The organism is Solidesulfovibrio sp. (genome assembly GCF_029978005.1).
GTDB lineage: Bacteria > Desulfobacterota > Desulfovibrionia > Desulfovibrionales > Desulfovibrionaceae > Solidesulfovibrio.
This window is the reverse complement of the sequence record NZ_JARKOZ010000015.1, coordinates 1-14,838: the sequence shown is the minus strand read 5'-3', so window position 1 is coordinate 14,838 and position 14,838 is coordinate 1. Positions and strand designations below refer to the sequence as shown.

Below are 14,838 nucleotides of genomic sequence, written 5' to 3'. Positions count from 1 at the left end.
CTTTTTTTGCAAAAAAAGGTTCCCTCCCCCGGACCCCCACCCTCCCAAAAAACTCTTAAAGGGTGAAGGGGAAAAGCGCCGTCACATCGACCGGCTCACGCGTCGCCAGGCCTCCAACGACGTGTGGGGCAAGTGCGGGGCCGGCCTGTCCGTCGCGAAGCGGCGGGCGGGCCGGCCCCGCGCTTGCCCCACCATCGGGGGGGACCGGGGGGGATCATCCCCCCCGGCCGCCGGAGGCATCTTCACTCGTATCGCTACGCCGTCTCGACGACGTCTTTCTGGGTCTCGTAGATTTCCCGGAGGATGGCCGGCACGTCGTATTCCATCTTCCAGGTCGGGTAGTGCTGCTCGAACTTCTTGAGCCCGCTGATCCACCAGATGTGGTCGCCGATGCGGTTGGTCTCGTCGTATTCGTAGTTGAGCTTCTTGCCCGAGATCTCCTCGCACATGGCGATGGCTTCCAGCATGGAGCAGTTGGAGTAGCGGCCGCCGCCCATGTTGTAGACCTCGCCGACGCGAGGCTTTTCGAAGAAGTGCCACAGGCTGTTGACCAGGTCGTGGGAGTGGATGTTGTCGCGAACCTGTTTGCCCTTGTAGCCGTAGATGAAATACTTCTTGCCGTTGATGCAGCAGCGCATGAGGTAGGAGAGGAAGCCGTGCAGGCGCGTGCCGGAGTGGGCCGGGCCGGTGAGGCAGCCGCCGCGGAACACGCCCGTGTGCAGGCCGAAGTAGCGGCCGTATTCCTGCACCAGCACGTCGGCCGCCACCTTGGAGGCGCCGAACAGGCTGTGCTTGGTGTGGTCGATGGACATGGTCTCGTCGATGCCGTCCACGTAGGGGTGGGACGGGTCGATTTCCCAACGGGTTTCCTTTTCGATCAGGGGCAGATAGTTGGGCGTGTCGCCGTAGACCTTGTTGGTGGAGGTGAAGATGAAGGTCGCCTCGGGGCAGTGCTGGCGGAAGTTCTCCAGCATGACCAGGGTGCCGTTGGCGTTGACGGTGAAGTCCATGTAGGGGTCCGAGGCGGCCCAGTCGTGGGAGGGCTGGGCGGCGCAGTGGATGACGGCCTTCACGTTCTTGCCGTAGCGGCCGTAGATCTTGCTGATGGACTCGTGGTCGCGGATGTCGGCGTCGTAGTGGGTGTAGTTCTTGTGGGTCTGCTCCAGGCGCTTGCGGTTCCAGGAGGTGTCCGCGTCCTCGCCGAAGAAGGTCTTGCGGAAGTTGTTGTCGATGCCGACGATGTCGAAGCCTTTGTCGCTGAAAAATTTCACGGTTTCGGAACCGATGAGGCCGGCCGAGCCGGTGACGATGGCGACTGCCACGGGGTTGTCTCCTTTTGACGGATTGGGCGGATTTCCCGAAACGGCGTTACGACGCCCTGGCCTGGCGCGTCCTTTTCGCCAGAAACGTCACGCCCACGAGAAAGCGCAGAAAATACATGCCGCAGGCCTTTCCGGGGTGGGAAAGGAGCCTGCGGTAGCGGCCTTGTTCGACGAAGACGCCAAGAAACCGGTAGGCCGCGCCGTACTGGCGGCGGATGTCGGGATCCTGCCCGGTCCATTTGGCGATGTAGGCCTCGGCGCTGCCCGTGTAGTACGTCTTCTTCCTCAGGTAGCGGACGAGGTCGAAAGCGGCTTCGTTGTGGAAAAGAAGCGGCGTGTCAAGCCCGGAACGTTCCTCGAAGGCGATGAGCGCCTCGGGGATGTCCCCGGGCGCGAGCCCCGCCACGTAGGCGTCCACCGCGTCGAAATCGTAGCGCGACAGGAGGCCTATGGTTCCGATGCCCTTGAGCTTCTTGTCCAGGTCCCAGTCCTCGGGGCCGGTCAGGGACACGTCGAAGCCGCCCACGGCGGCGAATGCGTCTTTTTTGATGAAACGGACGCCGTCGATGACGGTGCCGTCGTAGAAGCTGCGCTCGAAGCGGCGCACGGACGGGAAATAGTCCGCGCCGAGCACGATTTCCGGGATGTGCAGGGCCACATGGCCGCCGGCGGCCATGGCCTCCAGGCAGCGGCGCACCACCGTGCGCGAGAGGATCATGTCCGCGTCGAGGAACATGACGTACGCGCCCGTGGCGAGTTCGAGCATGCCGTGGTTGCGCTGGGCCGAGCGCTCGGGTCCCTTGTCGCGCACGACGTCGGCGAAGCGTGCGGCGATGGCCTTGGTGTCGTCGGTGCTGCCGTTGTCCACGACGATGATCTCGATCGCTTCCCGGGGAATGTCCTGGGCGGCGACGGAGGCCAGGCAGGCGCCGATGTTTTGGGCTTCGTTTTTGGTGGTGACCACCACCGAGACACGGTCCAAGCCTAGCGCTCCCTGGTCTTCGTTCGACCGGCCGCGCGAGGTGGGCGCGAAACCGGCCGGGCGGGCGTCATTTGCAGCCGCAGCCCTTGCCGCGACTTTTGTTGAGCAGGTGCCCGAAGAGCTTGCCGGCGGCCCGAAACAGGAACTTCACGTCATCCACATCGCGGATGCTCATGATTTTCCGTGCGATGAACGCCGGCGTCAAGGCGGCTTTATACAACTCGTCCTTGAATTGCAACACGTCCTCATTGGAGATCGGGCTTTTCCAGACCGAGGCGCGCATGTCGTAGTCGTCCCAGTTCTCGGTGGTCAGCCAGCCGTTGGAGCGGGCCTCCTCGAAGAGCGGCGTACCGGGATAGGGCACGACGATGGTCGCCTGGAGCGTGTTGAGCAGGCCCCGGGAAAAGAGCGACTTGGCGAAGTCGATGGTGCGCCGCGCGTCCTCGCGGGTTTCCCAGGGATAGCCGACCATGGTGGTGATGTGGGGTTCGAGGCCGGCCTTCTTGGCCATGGCCACGGTCTGCTCGATCTGGGACACCTGGATGCCCTTCTTGAGCCGGTTGAGCGTGACCTGGGACATGGACTCCAGCCCGATGAGGATGAAGCGGAAATTGGCTTTTTTCAGCAGGTTCCACTGGTCCTGGGTGAGCTCGCCCACGCGCATGTTGCAGCCCATGACGACCTTCTTGTGCAGGCCTTTGTCGATGAGGCGGCCGCAGAATTCCTCCAGCCAAGCCCCGCGCGGGAAGCAGCCCGAGTCGTCGAAGATCTCGCGCACGCCGCGTTCGGCCACGAGCCTCTCGATCTCGGCCACGTGGCGCTCGGGCGAGACCGTGCGGTAGGTCGCGCCGGGAAAGAGCGTTGTCCAGGAGCAGAAGGTGCAGCGGCCCCACCAGCAGTCGCGGCCGGCCATGACGTAGGTGCCGGGCGTGTACTTGAAGTTGCCGTTTTTATAGGCGTAGCGCTGCCATTTGGTCAGGTCGCGGTCGATGTAGGGCAGTTCGTCCAGGTTGTGGCTGAGGTCCCCCATGCCGCCGTCGACGATCTCGCCGTTCTCGCGCCGCCACACCCCGGCCGGCATGGCCACGGGCTTGCCGGCGAGGCAGTCGGCCAGGTCGGCCAGGATGAAGTCGAAGTCGCCGCCGGCGATGACGTAGTCCACCGGGCAGTGCTCCATGGACTCGCGCGGCAGGGCCGTGACGTGGTCGCCCATGAGGACCACGGTCGTTTGCGGCAGCCGGGCCTTGAGCTCCGCCACGATCTTCCAGTGGCGGGTGACCACCGGGGTCTTGGTCTCCATGGCCACCAGGTCCGGGGCCTTTTTGACCAGATCGGCCATGAAGGCCTCGTAGCTCATCTCGTCGGCGATGCCGTCGTCGAAGGAGACGTCGTGGCCGCGCGCGGCGAGCAGGCTCGCGGCGTAGGACGGCACCATGGGATAGATGTAGGTGGGGTTGGTGAACCACTGGAACTGCCGGTTCTGCGACAGAAGCGGGGTCCCCTTCTCCGAGGAAAGCGGCGGATAGGCCACGGAAATCTTCATGTTACCTGCCGAGGCTGCTGATCAGTTTCTTCTTGGTCAGGCCGAGCAGAAAGCGCAGGCCGTACCAGACATGGGTGAGCGCCACGAACGGGATGGCGGCCAGGGCCACGGACAAGGGCTCGAAACGCAGGAGGTCGCCAAGGACCAGGAGCAAAAAAACGGCGTAGGCGGCAAACCCGAGGCCGATGAGCGCCCCGCCGCCGCACCAGACCGGCAGGCCGGCCAGGACGAACAGGCCGTGGAGCACGGCCGCGGCCAGAAAAAGCACCCAGGCCGCCGGCAGGAAATAGCGCAGCCGGCGCGAGGTCTCGGGATGCACCCGCACGAAATGGCCCCGGTGCAGGCCGTAGTTGCCCACCTGGCGCAGGTGCTTCTTGAGCCCCGGCCGGCGGTGGTGCCAGACGAAGAGCTGGGGCAGGTAGCGGATGGTCCCGCCCTTTTTGTGCACGAGGTCCAGGCAGAACTTGGTGTCCTCGCCGGGCCAGCAGGCGGTGTCGAAGCCGCCCACGGCGAAGAAGGCGTCGCGCCGCACGATCAGGTTGACCGTGGGCCAGTCGTCCACCTCGCGGCTGGGCGGAGTCGGCCGGTAGCGCTCGGGAAAGCCGGTCAGGCGGCTTAGAAACACCGCGCCCGAGGCCCGGGCCCAGAAGGGGTCGTCGGGCGGGGTCACGGCCGGGCCGCCCACGGCGGCGAGGCCGGGATCGGCCTCGAAGGCCAGCCGGGCCACGGTGAGCCAGGCCGGGTCCGGGTAGGCGTCGTCGTCGATGAAGGCCAGCCAGCGCCCGAGCGAAACCTCGGCCCCCCGGTCGCGCTTGACCGCCGGCGAGACCGCGCCCGTGGCCACGGCCGTCACGCGCGGGTCGTCGGTCCAGGCCCCCACGTCCATGGGCTCGTCGGGCAGGAGGATGACCTCGAAGGAGGCCTCCCGCAGGGCGAGCAGGTGCGGCAGGCTTTCGGCCAGGTAGGGGCCGGGAGCCTTGAAGGGGATGATGATGGAGAAAAGCGGCGCGTCGGGCAGCATCAGGCCTGGCCGTCCCAGCTTCCGGCCCGGCAGCGCACGATGTAAAGGGGCCTGTTGACGACCTCGGTGTGGATGTGGCCGATGTAGAGCGACATCATGCCCAGGGCGCACAGGACGATGCCGATGAGAAGCGTGTTGAAGACCGTGAAGAAGGCGATGGGCGTGATGTTGGCCCCCACGAACCAGTTGGCCAGCACCATGAGGCACAAAAGCGGCATGGTCACGGCCATGATGCCAAGGCCCAGGTAGCCGGCCAGGCGCAGCGGCACCAGCGAAAAGGAGGTGAAGCTGTTGATGGCCAGGTTGAAGAGCTTTTTCACCGAATAGGCCGGCTCGCCCTGGCTGCGGGCCGGAGCGCAGAAGGAGATGTAGGTCTTCTTGTAGCCCATCCAGTCGATGATGCCGCGAAACATCCGCGAACCCTCGGTGAACTGGGAGAGCGTCTCCACGACCTTGCTGTCGAGGAGGCGAAAGTCCGTGGAATTGGGCGGCAGGTCCAGGTCGGTGAACCGGCGCATGAACCAGTAGAAGCCCTTGGAGCCGAGCTTTTTGACCAGGGAGTAGTCGGCCACCTTTTCGCGGATGGTGGCCACGATGTCGTAGCCCTCCTCCCATTTGGCGACGAGCTCCGGGATGATCTCGGGCGGATGCTGGAGGTCGGCGTCGAGGCAGATGACGGCCCCGGCCCCCACCGCGGCTTCCACGCCGGCCGTCAGCGCCATCTCCTTGCCGAAGTTGCGCGAGAACAGCAGGCCCTTGAAGCGCGGGTCGGCGGCGGACAGGGATTCGATGACGGCCCAGGAGTCGTCGCGGCTGCCGTCGTCGACCAGGATGCAGTCCCATTCGTAGGGGAGCGCGTCCATCACGGCGACCAGGGCGTCGCGCAAGGCGCAAAGGCCCTTGCTCTCGTTGTAGACGGGCACCACAAGGGAAATCTTGCCGCCCCGCCGGCAGGCGGGGCGGCTTGTTGCTGCGTCGTGCGTCATCGGCATGGGGGACAACGCGCTCCGCTAGGCCTGCTTGCGCAGGAATTCGTCGAAGTAGGCGATGGTCTTCTTGAGGCCCTCGGTCAGCGGCACCTTGGGCTCCCAGCCGAGCTTGGCCTTGGCCAGGGTGATGTCCGGGCGGCGCTGCTTGGGATCGTCCTGGGGCAGGGGCCGGTAGTCGATGACCGACTTGGAGCCGGTATACTCGATGACCAGCTTGGCCAGTTCCAGGATGGTGAATTCGCCCGGGTTGCCGGTGTTGACCGGGCCGGTGAAGTCGTCGGGCGTGTCCATGAGGCGCAGGAAGGCCTCGATCAGGTCGTCCACGTAGCAAAAAGAGCGGGTTTGCTGGCCCTGGCCGTAGACGGTCAGCGGCTCGCCCCGAAGCGCCTGGATGATGAAGTTGGACACCACGCGGCCGTCGTTGGGGTGCATGCGCGGACCGTAGGTGTTGAAGATGCGGGCCACCTTGATGCGCAGGTTGTGCTGGCGGCGGTAGTCGAAAAAGAGGGTCTCGGCGCAGCGCTTGCCTTCGTCGTAGCAGGAGCGGAAGCCGATGGGATTGACGTTGCCCCAGTAGGACTCGGGCTGGGGGTGCACGGACGGGTCGCCGTAGACCTCGGAGGTGGAGGCCTGCATGATCTTGGCGCGCAGCCGCTTGGCCAGGCCGAGCATGTTGATGGCCCCGTGCACGCTGGTCTTGGTGGTCTGCACCGGGTCGTGCTGGTAGTGGATGGGCGAGGCCGGGCAGGCCAGGTTGTAGATCTCGTCGACCTCGACGTAGAGGGGGAAGGTCACGTCGTGGCGCATGAGCTCGAAGTGCGGATTGTCGAGCAGATGCATGACGTTTTGCTTGGAGCCGGTGAAATAGTTGTCCAGACAGATGACGTCGCAACCCCGTTCGATGAGGCGTTCGCACAGGTGCGAGCCGAGAAAGCCGGCGCCGCCGGTGACGAGAACACGTTTTTTCAGGTGCATGGCTGAAGCCTTAAGCGCGGTTTGGATTTATGGTTCAAGACGGGCAAAGCGAAGCCTTAATCCCGTTTCCAGGGAAAGTAAATCACCCCCAGACCAGGCCGGCCCATTCGCCGGATTCCCGCACGGCGGGCTCGGGCAGGCCGGCGGCCACGTAGGCGGCGGCCACGTCCGGGGCCTGGGTGGTCAGCAGGCCCGAAAGCACGAGCAACCCGCCCCCGGCCACGTGGCGGACCAGTCGTCCGGCCATGGCGATCAGCGGCGGGGCCAGGATGTTGGCCACGACCACGTCGAAGGCGGCGTCCGGGGCGAGGCTGCCCACGCCGCCCACAGCCAGGGACATGGCCTGCGCCACGCCGTTTTGGCGCACGTTCTCGGCGGCGCACCACACGGCCTGCGGGTCGATGTCCAGGCCCGCGCCGGAAAGACCCAGCCGGCAAAGACCGATGCCCAGGATGCCCGAGCCCGTGCCGAGGTCGAGGAAGCGCATGCCCGGCCGGATGCGCCCGGCGCGCCAAGCCTCGGCGAAGGCCTCCAGGCACAGGGCCGTGGTCGGATGGTGGCCGGTGCCGAAGGCCATCTTGGGCTCGATGCAGATGGGGCGCAGGTCCCCGGTGTCCTTGTCGGCCAGCCACGGCGGCACGATCTCGTAGACCCCGCCCACTTCGATGGGCGTGAAAAAGGCCATCCAGGCCGCGCCCCAGTCCTCTTCCTCGATGACCGAGGTGACCACGGCCAGCTCCGGCCAGTCGCGCCCCAGGTCCGCGACGAAATCCCCGGCCGGCGGGCCGTCTTCCAGATGCACCCGAAACCGCACCGACGCGCCGTCCGGGGCGGGCGTTTCCTCCCAGCCCTGGTCGGCCCGGCCGGCCAGCCAGCCTTCCACCCGTTCGGCCAGCGTCTGTGCGTCCGCGCCGTCCGCGACGGGCACGTCGATGTCCACGCGCCTGAGCTTGCGCACGTCTGTCTTCCTCCTGGCATGAAAAAACCCGCGACGCCGTCCACAAGGACCGCCGGAACGCGGGAAGGGAGGCGAAAAACGCCCATGGGCGCGCGACGATCCGCGGACGGGAACCGACGTTTCCGCCCCGCGCGGCCCGATTGCAATGAAAAGTTCGGCCTCAGTATCGCGTCCCCGGAAAACCGCACGCTTTTTCCTGGGACAATATGCTAATACAATTAACTTTTCTTAAAAATGCCGGCGCGTTCTTTAAGGGCTCCGACCCTAGGCGTTGGCGTCGGCCAGGGAACCGACGCCCGAGGTGTAGGCCCCGAGCACGTCCTTGGAAAACTGGTAGGTCTGGCTCATGTCGTGCGACGCCGACTTGCCGGAGCCGCTGTTCATGGAGTCCAGGGTCTTGGACACCACCTGCGCGCCGAAGGTCTGCTTGTCGGTGGGCGCGAAACCCTCGGTTCCGGACGTGCCGGACGACGAGGAGGTGTTGTTGAAGGTGTCCAGGGTCTTGGTCACGATGCTGCCCGCCGTCTCGGCTCCCAGGGCGCTCGAAAAGGTGATGGCGCTCATGGCGTTTCCCCCTTGGCCCCGGGCATGGTCTCGATCGACTCGCCCGTGGCCTGCGGCAGTGTCAGGCGCTCTCGTCCGTCAGGGACCCGACGCCCGAGGCGAAAGCCCCCGAGGCGTCCGGCGCGCTCACCCTGCCGGCATACACCAAACTTATCGGCGCGCCGCGTTCGAAAGCGGTCGTCGGCGCGACTTCCCGAATGTTGTCGAGGGTGTTCATGAGGAGGGAATACCCTGCCGTGCTCCCCATGACGTCCCACCACGAAGCGCTCATAGCCGTTCCTGTGCCTTTTGCGTTCCTGGGGACTTCCTTTAGCCGGCTCCTCGCCGCCGGTCAAATCCCCGGCCCGTGCGGGGCACTTCCCCTCTGCCGATCCGGGGCGGCCGCCCTTGGCAGGCCTCCCCGACGCCCCTGCGGCCGCAGTCCGCAGGGCTCGTGCGGCGTTCCCCAGGCTAGCGCGCGGCCATGGCCACCGCGCCGCCGGGCACCCGGACCATCTGGCCCACGCGCAGGCGCACGGGGTTGAGCCCGGCGTTCTCCGTCAGGATGTCGGCCACGTTCACGCCGTAGCGGCGGGCCAGATCCCACAGGGTGTCGCCTTCGGATACGGTATGCACGCGGGCGGCCGCGTCAAGCGCGGCGGGCGCGATCGGGGCCTGGGCCGGGGCCTCGGCCGGACGGGCCGCGGTCGGAGCGGCCGGGGCCGGAGCCTTGCGCGAGGCCTCCTTGGGCGCGCCCGAGGCGGCCACGGCGGCCAGGGAAGACGGCACGCGCAGGGTCTGGCCTTCGCGCAGCCGCAAGGGATCGACACCGGGATTGGCGGCGACCAGGGCGTCCACGGAGACGTCGAAGCGCCGGGCGATGCTCCACAGCGAATCCCCGGCGCTGACCGGGAAAACGAGGGTCTCGGCCGAGGCCGAGGGCCCGCCGCCCGGAATGGTCACGAGCTGGCCCACCTGCATGCGGGAGGGATCGACCTCGCCGTTTAAGGAAAGGAGCGTCTCCAGGTCCACGCCGAAGCGGCGGGAAAGGGCCCACAAGGTGTCGCCCTTGGCCACCGGGTACAGGCCGGCGTCGCCGACCACCGCGCCGGAGGCCTCCTCGGCCCTGGGAGCCGGGGCCGGGCGCTCGCGCTCGGCCCGGGCCACGCCGGGAAGATTCAGCACCTGGCCGGGGCGCAGCTTGTGGGGATCGACCGCGGCGTTGGCCCGGGTCAGACGGTCCACGTCGATGCCCAGGCGGTGGGCGATGGACCAGAGGTTGTCGCCGTCGGCCACCACGTAGCGCTGGTCGACGGCCGGCGCGGCGGCCACGGCCGAGGCCTGGCCGGCCTTTTCGCCCGGCAGGGCCAGTTCCTGGCCGATGCGCAGCCGGGTCGGGTCGGCGGAAGGATTGGCGGCGGTCAGGGCGGCCACGGTCACGTCGTAGCGCCGGGCCACGTTCCAGAAATTGTCGCCCTCGGCCACCACGTGCACGCCGGCGGCGCGCGGCGCGGGAGCGGGCTGGGCGGCCGGAGCGGTCTTGGCCGGCTCGGCCTTGGCCTCGGCCACGAACGTCGTGCCGGCGGGCAGGGCCAGGGTTTGGCCGATGGACATGCGGCGGGCGTCGATGCCGGGATTGACCGCGGCCAGGGCGTCGGGCGACACGCCCAGGCGCTTGGCCACGGACCACAGGGTGTCGCCGTCGGCCACCACGTACGCGCCGCCGGAGGCGGCCGGGGTCGCGGCGGGCCTGGCCGGCTCGACCTTGACCGGCGCGGCCTTGGCCGCCGTCGCGACGACGGGCGCGGCCTGCGCCTTGGCGGGTTCGGCCTTGACCACCTCGGCCTTGGCGGCCTCGATCTTGGCCGGCGCGGCCTTGGGAGCCTTGGCCTCGGCCAGGCGCACCGGAGCCGGCGCGGCGGCCAGGGGCGTGGCGTCGCGGTCTTCCACGGCGGCCAAAAGCTCCCGGCCGGGCAGGCCCGGGGTCCCGGCCACGGCTTCCAGGCAGCGGGCGGCCAGCAGGCGCGAGCCGATCCCGGAAATGTGCACCCCATCCTCGGCGCGCAGCTTCACCACGTTGCCGTCGGCCGTGCGGGCCACCGGGGCGTAGGCTCCGGAGGCGTCGGCCAGGGTGGCCTCGACGTCGATGTAGGAGGCGTCGGCCAGGGATTCGGCCGTCTTTTTGATCACGCCGTTGACATGGAGCATCAGGGCGTTGAACGCCGGATCGCCCATGACCGGCACGCCGATGTAGGCGACCGAAGCCCTGGGGTTCTCGGCCCGGACGATGGCGTGCAGCCTGGTCAGGCGCACGGCGTAGGCCGCGTCCCAGGCCTTGGTGCCGAAGGCGGCCTGTCCGCCGCCAAGGGCCGGCAAGGGCTTGTCGTCGTTGGCCCCGAGCATGATGAACACCAGATCGGGATGATGGGCCTTGACCTGGGCGGCAAGCTGCGCGTCCCAGTCGAAGAATCCCGGATTGGCCAGCCCGCTCGACACCTTGCCCAGGTGGGCGAAGCGCACGCCTTCGCGGTTGGCGAAGACGGCGTCGAGCTGTTTGCCGAGGCCGATGGACAGGGAATCGCCCACCAGCAGGACGGATCGGGACTTGGCCTGGGCGGGCGCGGTCGCGCCGGCCACGGGCAACAGGCCCGGGGGCAGGATCAGGGACGCCATCAGAACGGCCAGGAGGAGGACCTGACTCGGGTTTCGCATGCAACACCTCGACGCTCGTCGGTGCGCGCGCCGGCGACCCCCATCGCCTGCGCCACGTCCCCGGACGGAGCATGATAATGTAAGAAACGCGACCCGGGATGGGATAAGAGACTTATACAGCCGGCGTCCCTGTCGCCGCGCCAAGCAAGCGCCCTAGCCTCCTGTGACGATTCGTTTCCCCAACGATTCGAGGCGCTTGCAAATAGGCGCAGCCGCCATGGCTGCTTCCCCATCCTGGTCTTGCACCATACCAGAACGGGTTCCCGCTTACAAGAAAAATACCAGAATCGAGGAAAAGGCGGAAAAGAAAGGAAAAAAACTAGAACTGGAAATAAATGAACGGCAGCACGCCGTCCGGGCCGAGCTTCAGGATGCAGGCCGCGACCAGCCCAAGGACCGCGCCCTGGATGGGAAAAGGCAGCCACTCGAAGCTCTTGCGAAAGGCGTCCCGGCCCGTGAAGTGCATGAGCTGCACCGCCACCACCACCACGACCAGCACCAGGCAGGCCGGGCGGAACCCGGCTCCGGAGGGATCGAACGCGATCACGCGCCGGAGGATGTCCACGGCCTTGCCCGCGTCCTCGGCCCCGAAAAAGACCCAGGCCAGGCAGACGTAGCAGAAGGTGAGCAGCCAGCAGGCCCCGGACCACACGGCCGCGCCGAAGCCCGGCTCTGCCGGGGCGAGCCCCTTGGCCTCCCTGGCCGCCGCCCGGGAGGCGCGAAATTCCGTCACCAGATGGTTCCCCACCAGGCCAAAGCCGTGGATGAAGCCCCAGATGAGGAAGTTGTAGGCCGCGCCGTGCCACAGCCCGCCGAGCGCCATGGTCGTGACCAGGTTGGCGTACTTGCGGCCCCGGCCCTTCCGGTTGCCGCCGAGGGAAATGTAGAGGTAGTCGCGCAGCCACACGGAAAAGGTGATGTGCCAGCGCCGCCAGAAGTCGCGCAGCGAACGCGAGGAATAGGGCGCGTTGAAGTTGTCCGGCACGTCGAAGCCGAGCAGCAGGGCCACGCCCTGGGCCAGGTCGGAATAGCCGGAAAAGTCGCAGTAGATCTGCGCCGCGTAGGACAGCACCCCGACCAGCACCGCGGCCGAGGAAAAGCCCTCGGGCGCGCCGAAGGTCGTGCGCACGATGTGCTCGGACAGGTAGCTGGAAATGATGATTTTTTTGAGCAGCCCCCGAGTGAGCAGATAAAAGGCCCGGGTGAAGTCCACGGGCTCGACCCGCTCCTTTTTGAGCTGCGGCAGAAAATTGCCGGCCCGCAGGATCGGCCCGGACAGGATGGTCGGGAAAAAGGCGATGAAGCAGAAGACCTCGACCAGGCTGCGCTCCACCTTGGCCGGGTCGCGGTAGACGTCGATGGCGTAGCTCATGCCCTGGAAGGTGAAAAAGGAAATCCCGATGGGCATGATGACATCGAGCAGCGGCACGGGGTTCGCCGCCGCGAAGACCCGGAAGAGCCAGTCGGCCGAGATATAGAGCATTTCGTAATACTTGAAGAAAACGAGCATGCCCAGGGAGAAGGCCACGTACAGGATGAGGCAGAACCGTCGGAAGCGCAAATCCGAGGTTTCGGCGAAGACCACGGCGAAAAACCAGGTCAGAAAACTGAAGACCAAAAGGATCAGCAGGAATTTCGCGTTGAACGAGGCGTAGAACGCGTACGAGGAGACCAGCAAAAACAGCCGGTAAGGCCCGGCGAACCGGCGAAGCATCCAGTTGAGCGGCAGAATCACCGCAAAAAATAACGCGAATTCGAAACTTGTGATATTCATCAACGGGCTCGCTGGTCCTTCTTAGGCTGCGGCGTAGGCTAGCGTCGACGCCGCCAAAAGGCAACCGGCTTGCGCCCGGCCCGGAAACGGGCGTCAGGGAGTCGACACCCTTGCCGAATGGAAAATACAGTAATTTTAAATAAATATAAGGAGGCGGTTTCGGCCCGGCCCTTGCAATCCCCCGTCCAGGCCCCGGCCGGACGGTCCGGCCGGGGCAAACCCCGAACCACCATGCCAAACGCCAAGCCCCCTGCCCTCCTGCGCCGCGGACGCTTCGCCCTGGCCGCCCTGGCCCTGGCGACGGCGCTTTTCGCCTCGCCACGCCCGACGCACCCCGGCCTGGCCCCGGTCGCCCCGCCTACGCCCTTCCCCGCCGGAGACGATGCCCTGCGCGCCCTGGTGGCCGACCTCGACCTCGACGAACACCCCGGAGAGGCGGCCGAACGCCCGGACGGCCACGCCCTGCGCCAGGCCGTGGCGGCCTACGCCGTGCGCCTGGCCGTGGACAAGGCCGCCGTCCATCCCTTAAGCGGCCCCGTGGCCGTGCGTACCGACGACCGCCTGGGCGCGCCCGGAAGGCCCCTGCGCCTCGTTTCCCTGGCCCCGGCCGAACCGGCCCAGGCCATGGAGCCGGCCGCCGCGCCCCGGCCCGAGACGCCGCCGGCAAAGCTCGCCACGGTCGCCGTCAAGAACCCGACGACTTTCCCGGCCGTTGCCCCGATCCCGGAAAAGCCGGCCCCGCGCCAGCCCGAAAAAACGCCCACGCCGGTCATGGCCACGGCCGGACGCAGCGTCCTCGTGGCCGGCGACTCCCTGTCCATCTTCCTGGCCGACGCCCTGCGCCCGCTGCTGGCCGGCCGGCCCGGCACGGCCTTTTTCGCCAAGGGCAAGGTCTCCAGCGGCCTGGCCCGGCCCGACTTCTTCAACTGGGAACGCGAGATGGCCGCCGCCGCCACGACCGCCCGGCCCGATGTGGTGGTCATCATGATCGCCACCAACGACAACCAGACGCTCACCCGCCCGGACGGCGGCAAGGTGGCCTTCGGCCGCCCGGGCTGGGATGCGGAATACGCCCGGCGCGTGCGCAGGCTCGTGGAGCTCGCGCGCCAGGGCAACCCCCAAGCCCGCATCTACTGGATCGGCGCGCCGGTCATGGCCGACCCGAAACTCAACGCCGACGTGGCCGCCATCAACGGCGTCATCGCCCGGCAGATCGACGCACTGGCCGGCTGCCGCTTCGTGGACGTGCGCCGCACCCTGGCCGACGCCGGCGGCAACTACGCCAAGTCCCTGCCCGCGCCCGGCGGCCCCCGCGCCACCCGCACCGCCGACGGCGTGCACCTCACGCCCTACGGCGCGAAACTGCTGGCCCACGCCACACTCGCCTCCATGAGCCCGACCATGGCCGCCCTGGAAAAGCGCTGATCCTTTACCCGCCCCCGCCCCCATGGTAGGGCCGGGACATGGAAACGACCCTGCAACAAATCCTCAAGGTACAGCTCGCCATCCTGGCCGAGCTGCGCCAATTGCGACAGGCCCTGGCTCCGGCCGGCGAAGCTCCCAAGGCCGCCCCGACGCCCCAGGCCGTCCCCATGACCGACCCCGCCCCGACAGTCACGCCCACCCTGACAGCGCCCACAGCGCCTGAACCACCCCTCGCCGCTGCGCCGCCCGAGCCGGAACTCATTACTCCCCTTTCCCCGCCGTCGCCCCCACCCTCCTCGGGCTCCATGCTCACGCCCAACGAACTGGCGGACCTCGGCGGCCAATTCCTCGATCCCGGCCAGATGCCGCGCGTCCGGGTCAAACCCGTGGACGCCTCGGACCTGAGCAGCTCCATCCTCGACGACATCAAGGCCAAAAACAAAGCCAAACGCAGCGCCTTCGCCGAGTTCGAGAAGTTCGGACGGGATCGGTAGGAGAGGTTGGAGGGGAAGAGGGAAGATGCCTCCGGCGGCAAGGAGGGGGTGACCCCCTCCTTGACCTCCCCAGCGGGTGCGGATGGGGAGGCGGGTGGGA

At 67.4% G+C, this 14,838-nt stretch carries 13 protein-coding genes; 2 read left to right on the top strand and 11 right to left on the bottom strand.

Features of this window, described 5'->3' with window-relative positions; all coding sequences use genetic code 11:
• Window positions 1-254: 254 nt before the first annotated feature.
• From Q1K70_RS01895 to Q1K70_RS01845, 11 genes are all read right to left on the bottom strand, one after another.
• Window positions 255-1,322 (bottom strand): NAD-dependent epimerase/dehydratase family protein, encoded by a 1,068-nt coding sequence (locus Q1K70_RS01895; RefSeq protein WP_300154968.1) that lies wholly within the window; start codon window positions 1,320-1,322, stop codon window positions 255-257.
• 46 nt (window positions 1,323-1,368) lie between these two features.
• Window positions 1,369-2,304 carry a glycosyltransferase gene (locus Q1K70_RS01890; protein WP_300154966.1) on the bottom strand — a complete coding sequence of 312 codons (936 nt, stop codon included), beginning with the start codon at window positions 2,302-2,304 and terminating at the stop codon, window positions 1,369-1,371.
• A 67-nt stretch (window positions 2,305-2,371) separates the two neighbouring features.
• Window positions 2,372-3,847, bottom strand: coding sequence for a radical SAM protein (locus tag Q1K70_RS01885; RefSeq protein ID WP_300154964.1), 1,476 nt, complete (start codon window positions 3,845-3,847; stop codon window positions 2,372-2,374).
• Window position 3,848: 1 nt separating this feature from the next.
• On the bottom strand, window positions 3,849-4,868 hold the full coding sequence (locus Q1K70_RS01880) for a glycosyltransferase family 2 protein (protein WP_300154962.1): 1,020 nt from the start codon (window positions 4,866-4,868) through the stop codon (window positions 3,849-3,851).
• Complete coding sequence (locus Q1K70_RS01875; protein ID WP_300154959.1) at window positions 4,868-5,860, bottom strand: glycosyltransferase family 2 protein; 993 nt, start codon at window positions 5,858-5,860, stop codon at window positions 4,868-4,870. The genes Q1K70_RS01880 and Q1K70_RS01875 overlap by 1 nt, the downstream gene beginning before the upstream one ends.
• Window positions 5,861-5,878: 18 nt before the next feature.
• A complete protein-coding gene (locus Q1K70_RS01870; protein WP_300154956.1) occupies window positions 5,879-6,832 on the bottom strand; it encodes a UDP-glucuronic acid decarboxylase family protein in 954 nt (317 codons plus the stop codon).
• 82 nt (window positions 6,833-6,914) lie between these two features.
• Window positions 6,915-7,790 (bottom strand): 50S ribosomal protein L11 methyltransferase, encoded by an 876-nt coding sequence (locus Q1K70_RS01865; RefSeq protein ID WP_300154953.1) that lies wholly within the window; start codon window positions 7,788-7,790, stop codon window positions 6,915-6,917.
• A 264-nt stretch (window positions 7,791-8,054) separates the two neighbouring features.
• The gene (locus tag Q1K70_RS01860; protein WP_300154951.1) at window positions 8,055-8,354 is read right to left on the bottom strand and encodes a hypothetical protein; all 300 of its coding nucleotides are present in this window, start codon (window positions 8,352-8,354) and stop codon (window positions 8,055-8,057) included.
• Window positions 8,355-8,415: 61 nt separating this feature from the next.
• Window positions 8,416-8,625: a hypothetical protein gene (locus Q1K70_RS01855; protein WP_300154948.1), complete on the bottom strand. Its 210-nt coding sequence runs from the start codon at window positions 8,623-8,625 to the stop codon at window positions 8,416-8,418.
• A 179-nt stretch (window positions 8,626-8,804) separates the two neighbouring features.
• A complete protein-coding gene (locus Q1K70_RS01850) occupies window positions 8,805-11,045 on the bottom strand; it encodes a DUF459 domain-containing protein (RefSeq protein ID WP_300154946.1) in 2,241 nt (746 codons plus the stop codon).
• Window positions 11,046-11,364: 319 nt separating this feature from the next.
• Window positions 11,365-12,819, bottom strand: coding sequence for an MBOAT family O-acyltransferase (locus tag Q1K70_RS01845; protein WP_300154943.1), 1,455 nt, complete (start codon window positions 12,817-12,819; stop codon window positions 11,365-11,367).
• 231 nt (window positions 12,820-13,050) lie between these two features.
• Between Q1K70_RS01845 and Q1K70_RS01840 the strand changes: the two genes are divergently transcribed.
• Both Q1K70_RS01840 and Q1K70_RS01835 read left to right on the top strand, forming a co-directional pair.
• A complete protein-coding gene (locus Q1K70_RS01840) occupies window positions 13,051-14,244 on the top strand; it encodes a DUF459 domain-containing protein (protein ID WP_300154940.1) in 1,194 nt (397 codons plus the stop codon).
• A 38-nt stretch (window positions 14,245-14,282) separates the two neighbouring features.
• A complete protein-coding gene (locus tag Q1K70_RS01835; protein ID WP_300154938.1) occupies window positions 14,283-14,738 on the top strand; it encodes a hypothetical protein in 456 nt (151 codons plus the stop codon).
• Window positions 14,739-14,838 lie beyond the last annotated feature (100 nt).

Coding starts and splice junctions, on each gene's coding strand:
- Q1K70_RS01880 (WP_300154962.1), bottom strand. CDS start 4,868: ATGCTGCCCGACGCGCCGCTTTTCTCCATCATCATCCCCTTCAAGGCT.
- Q1K70_RS01875 (WP_300154959.1), bottom strand. CDS start 5,860: ATGCCGATGACGCACGACGCAGCAACAAGCCGCCCCGCCTGCCGGCGG.
- Q1K70_RS01850 (WP_300154946.1), bottom strand. CDS start 11,045: ATGCGAAACCCGAGTCAGGTCCTCCTCCTGGCCGTTCTGATGGCGTCC.
- Q1K70_RS01845 (WP_300154943.1), bottom strand. CDS start 12,819: ATGAATATCACAAGTTTCGAATTCGCGTTATTTTTTGCGGTGATTCTG.
- Q1K70_RS01885 (WP_300154964.1), bottom strand. CDS start 3,847: ATGAAGATTTCCGTGGCCTATCCGCCGCTTTCCTCGGAGAAGGGGACC.
- Q1K70_RS01870 (WP_300154956.1), bottom strand. CDS start 6,832: ATGCACCTGAAAAAACGTGTTCTCGTCACCGGCGGCGCCGGCTTTCTC.
- Q1K70_RS01860 (WP_300154951.1), bottom strand. CDS start 8,354: ATGAGCGCCATCACCTTTTCGAGCGCCCTGGGAGCCGAGACGGCGGGC.
- Q1K70_RS01855 (WP_300154948.1), bottom strand. CDS start 8,625: ATGAGCGCTTCGTGGTGGGACGTCATGGGGAGCACGGCAGGGTATTCC.
- Q1K70_RS01835 (WP_300154938.1), top strand. CDS start 14,283: ATGGAAACGACCCTGCAACAAATCCTCAAGGTACAGCTCGCCATCCTG.
- Q1K70_RS01840 (WP_300154940.1), top strand. CDS start 13,051: ATGCCAAACGCCAAGCCCCCTGCCCTCCTGCGCCGCGGACGCTTCGCC.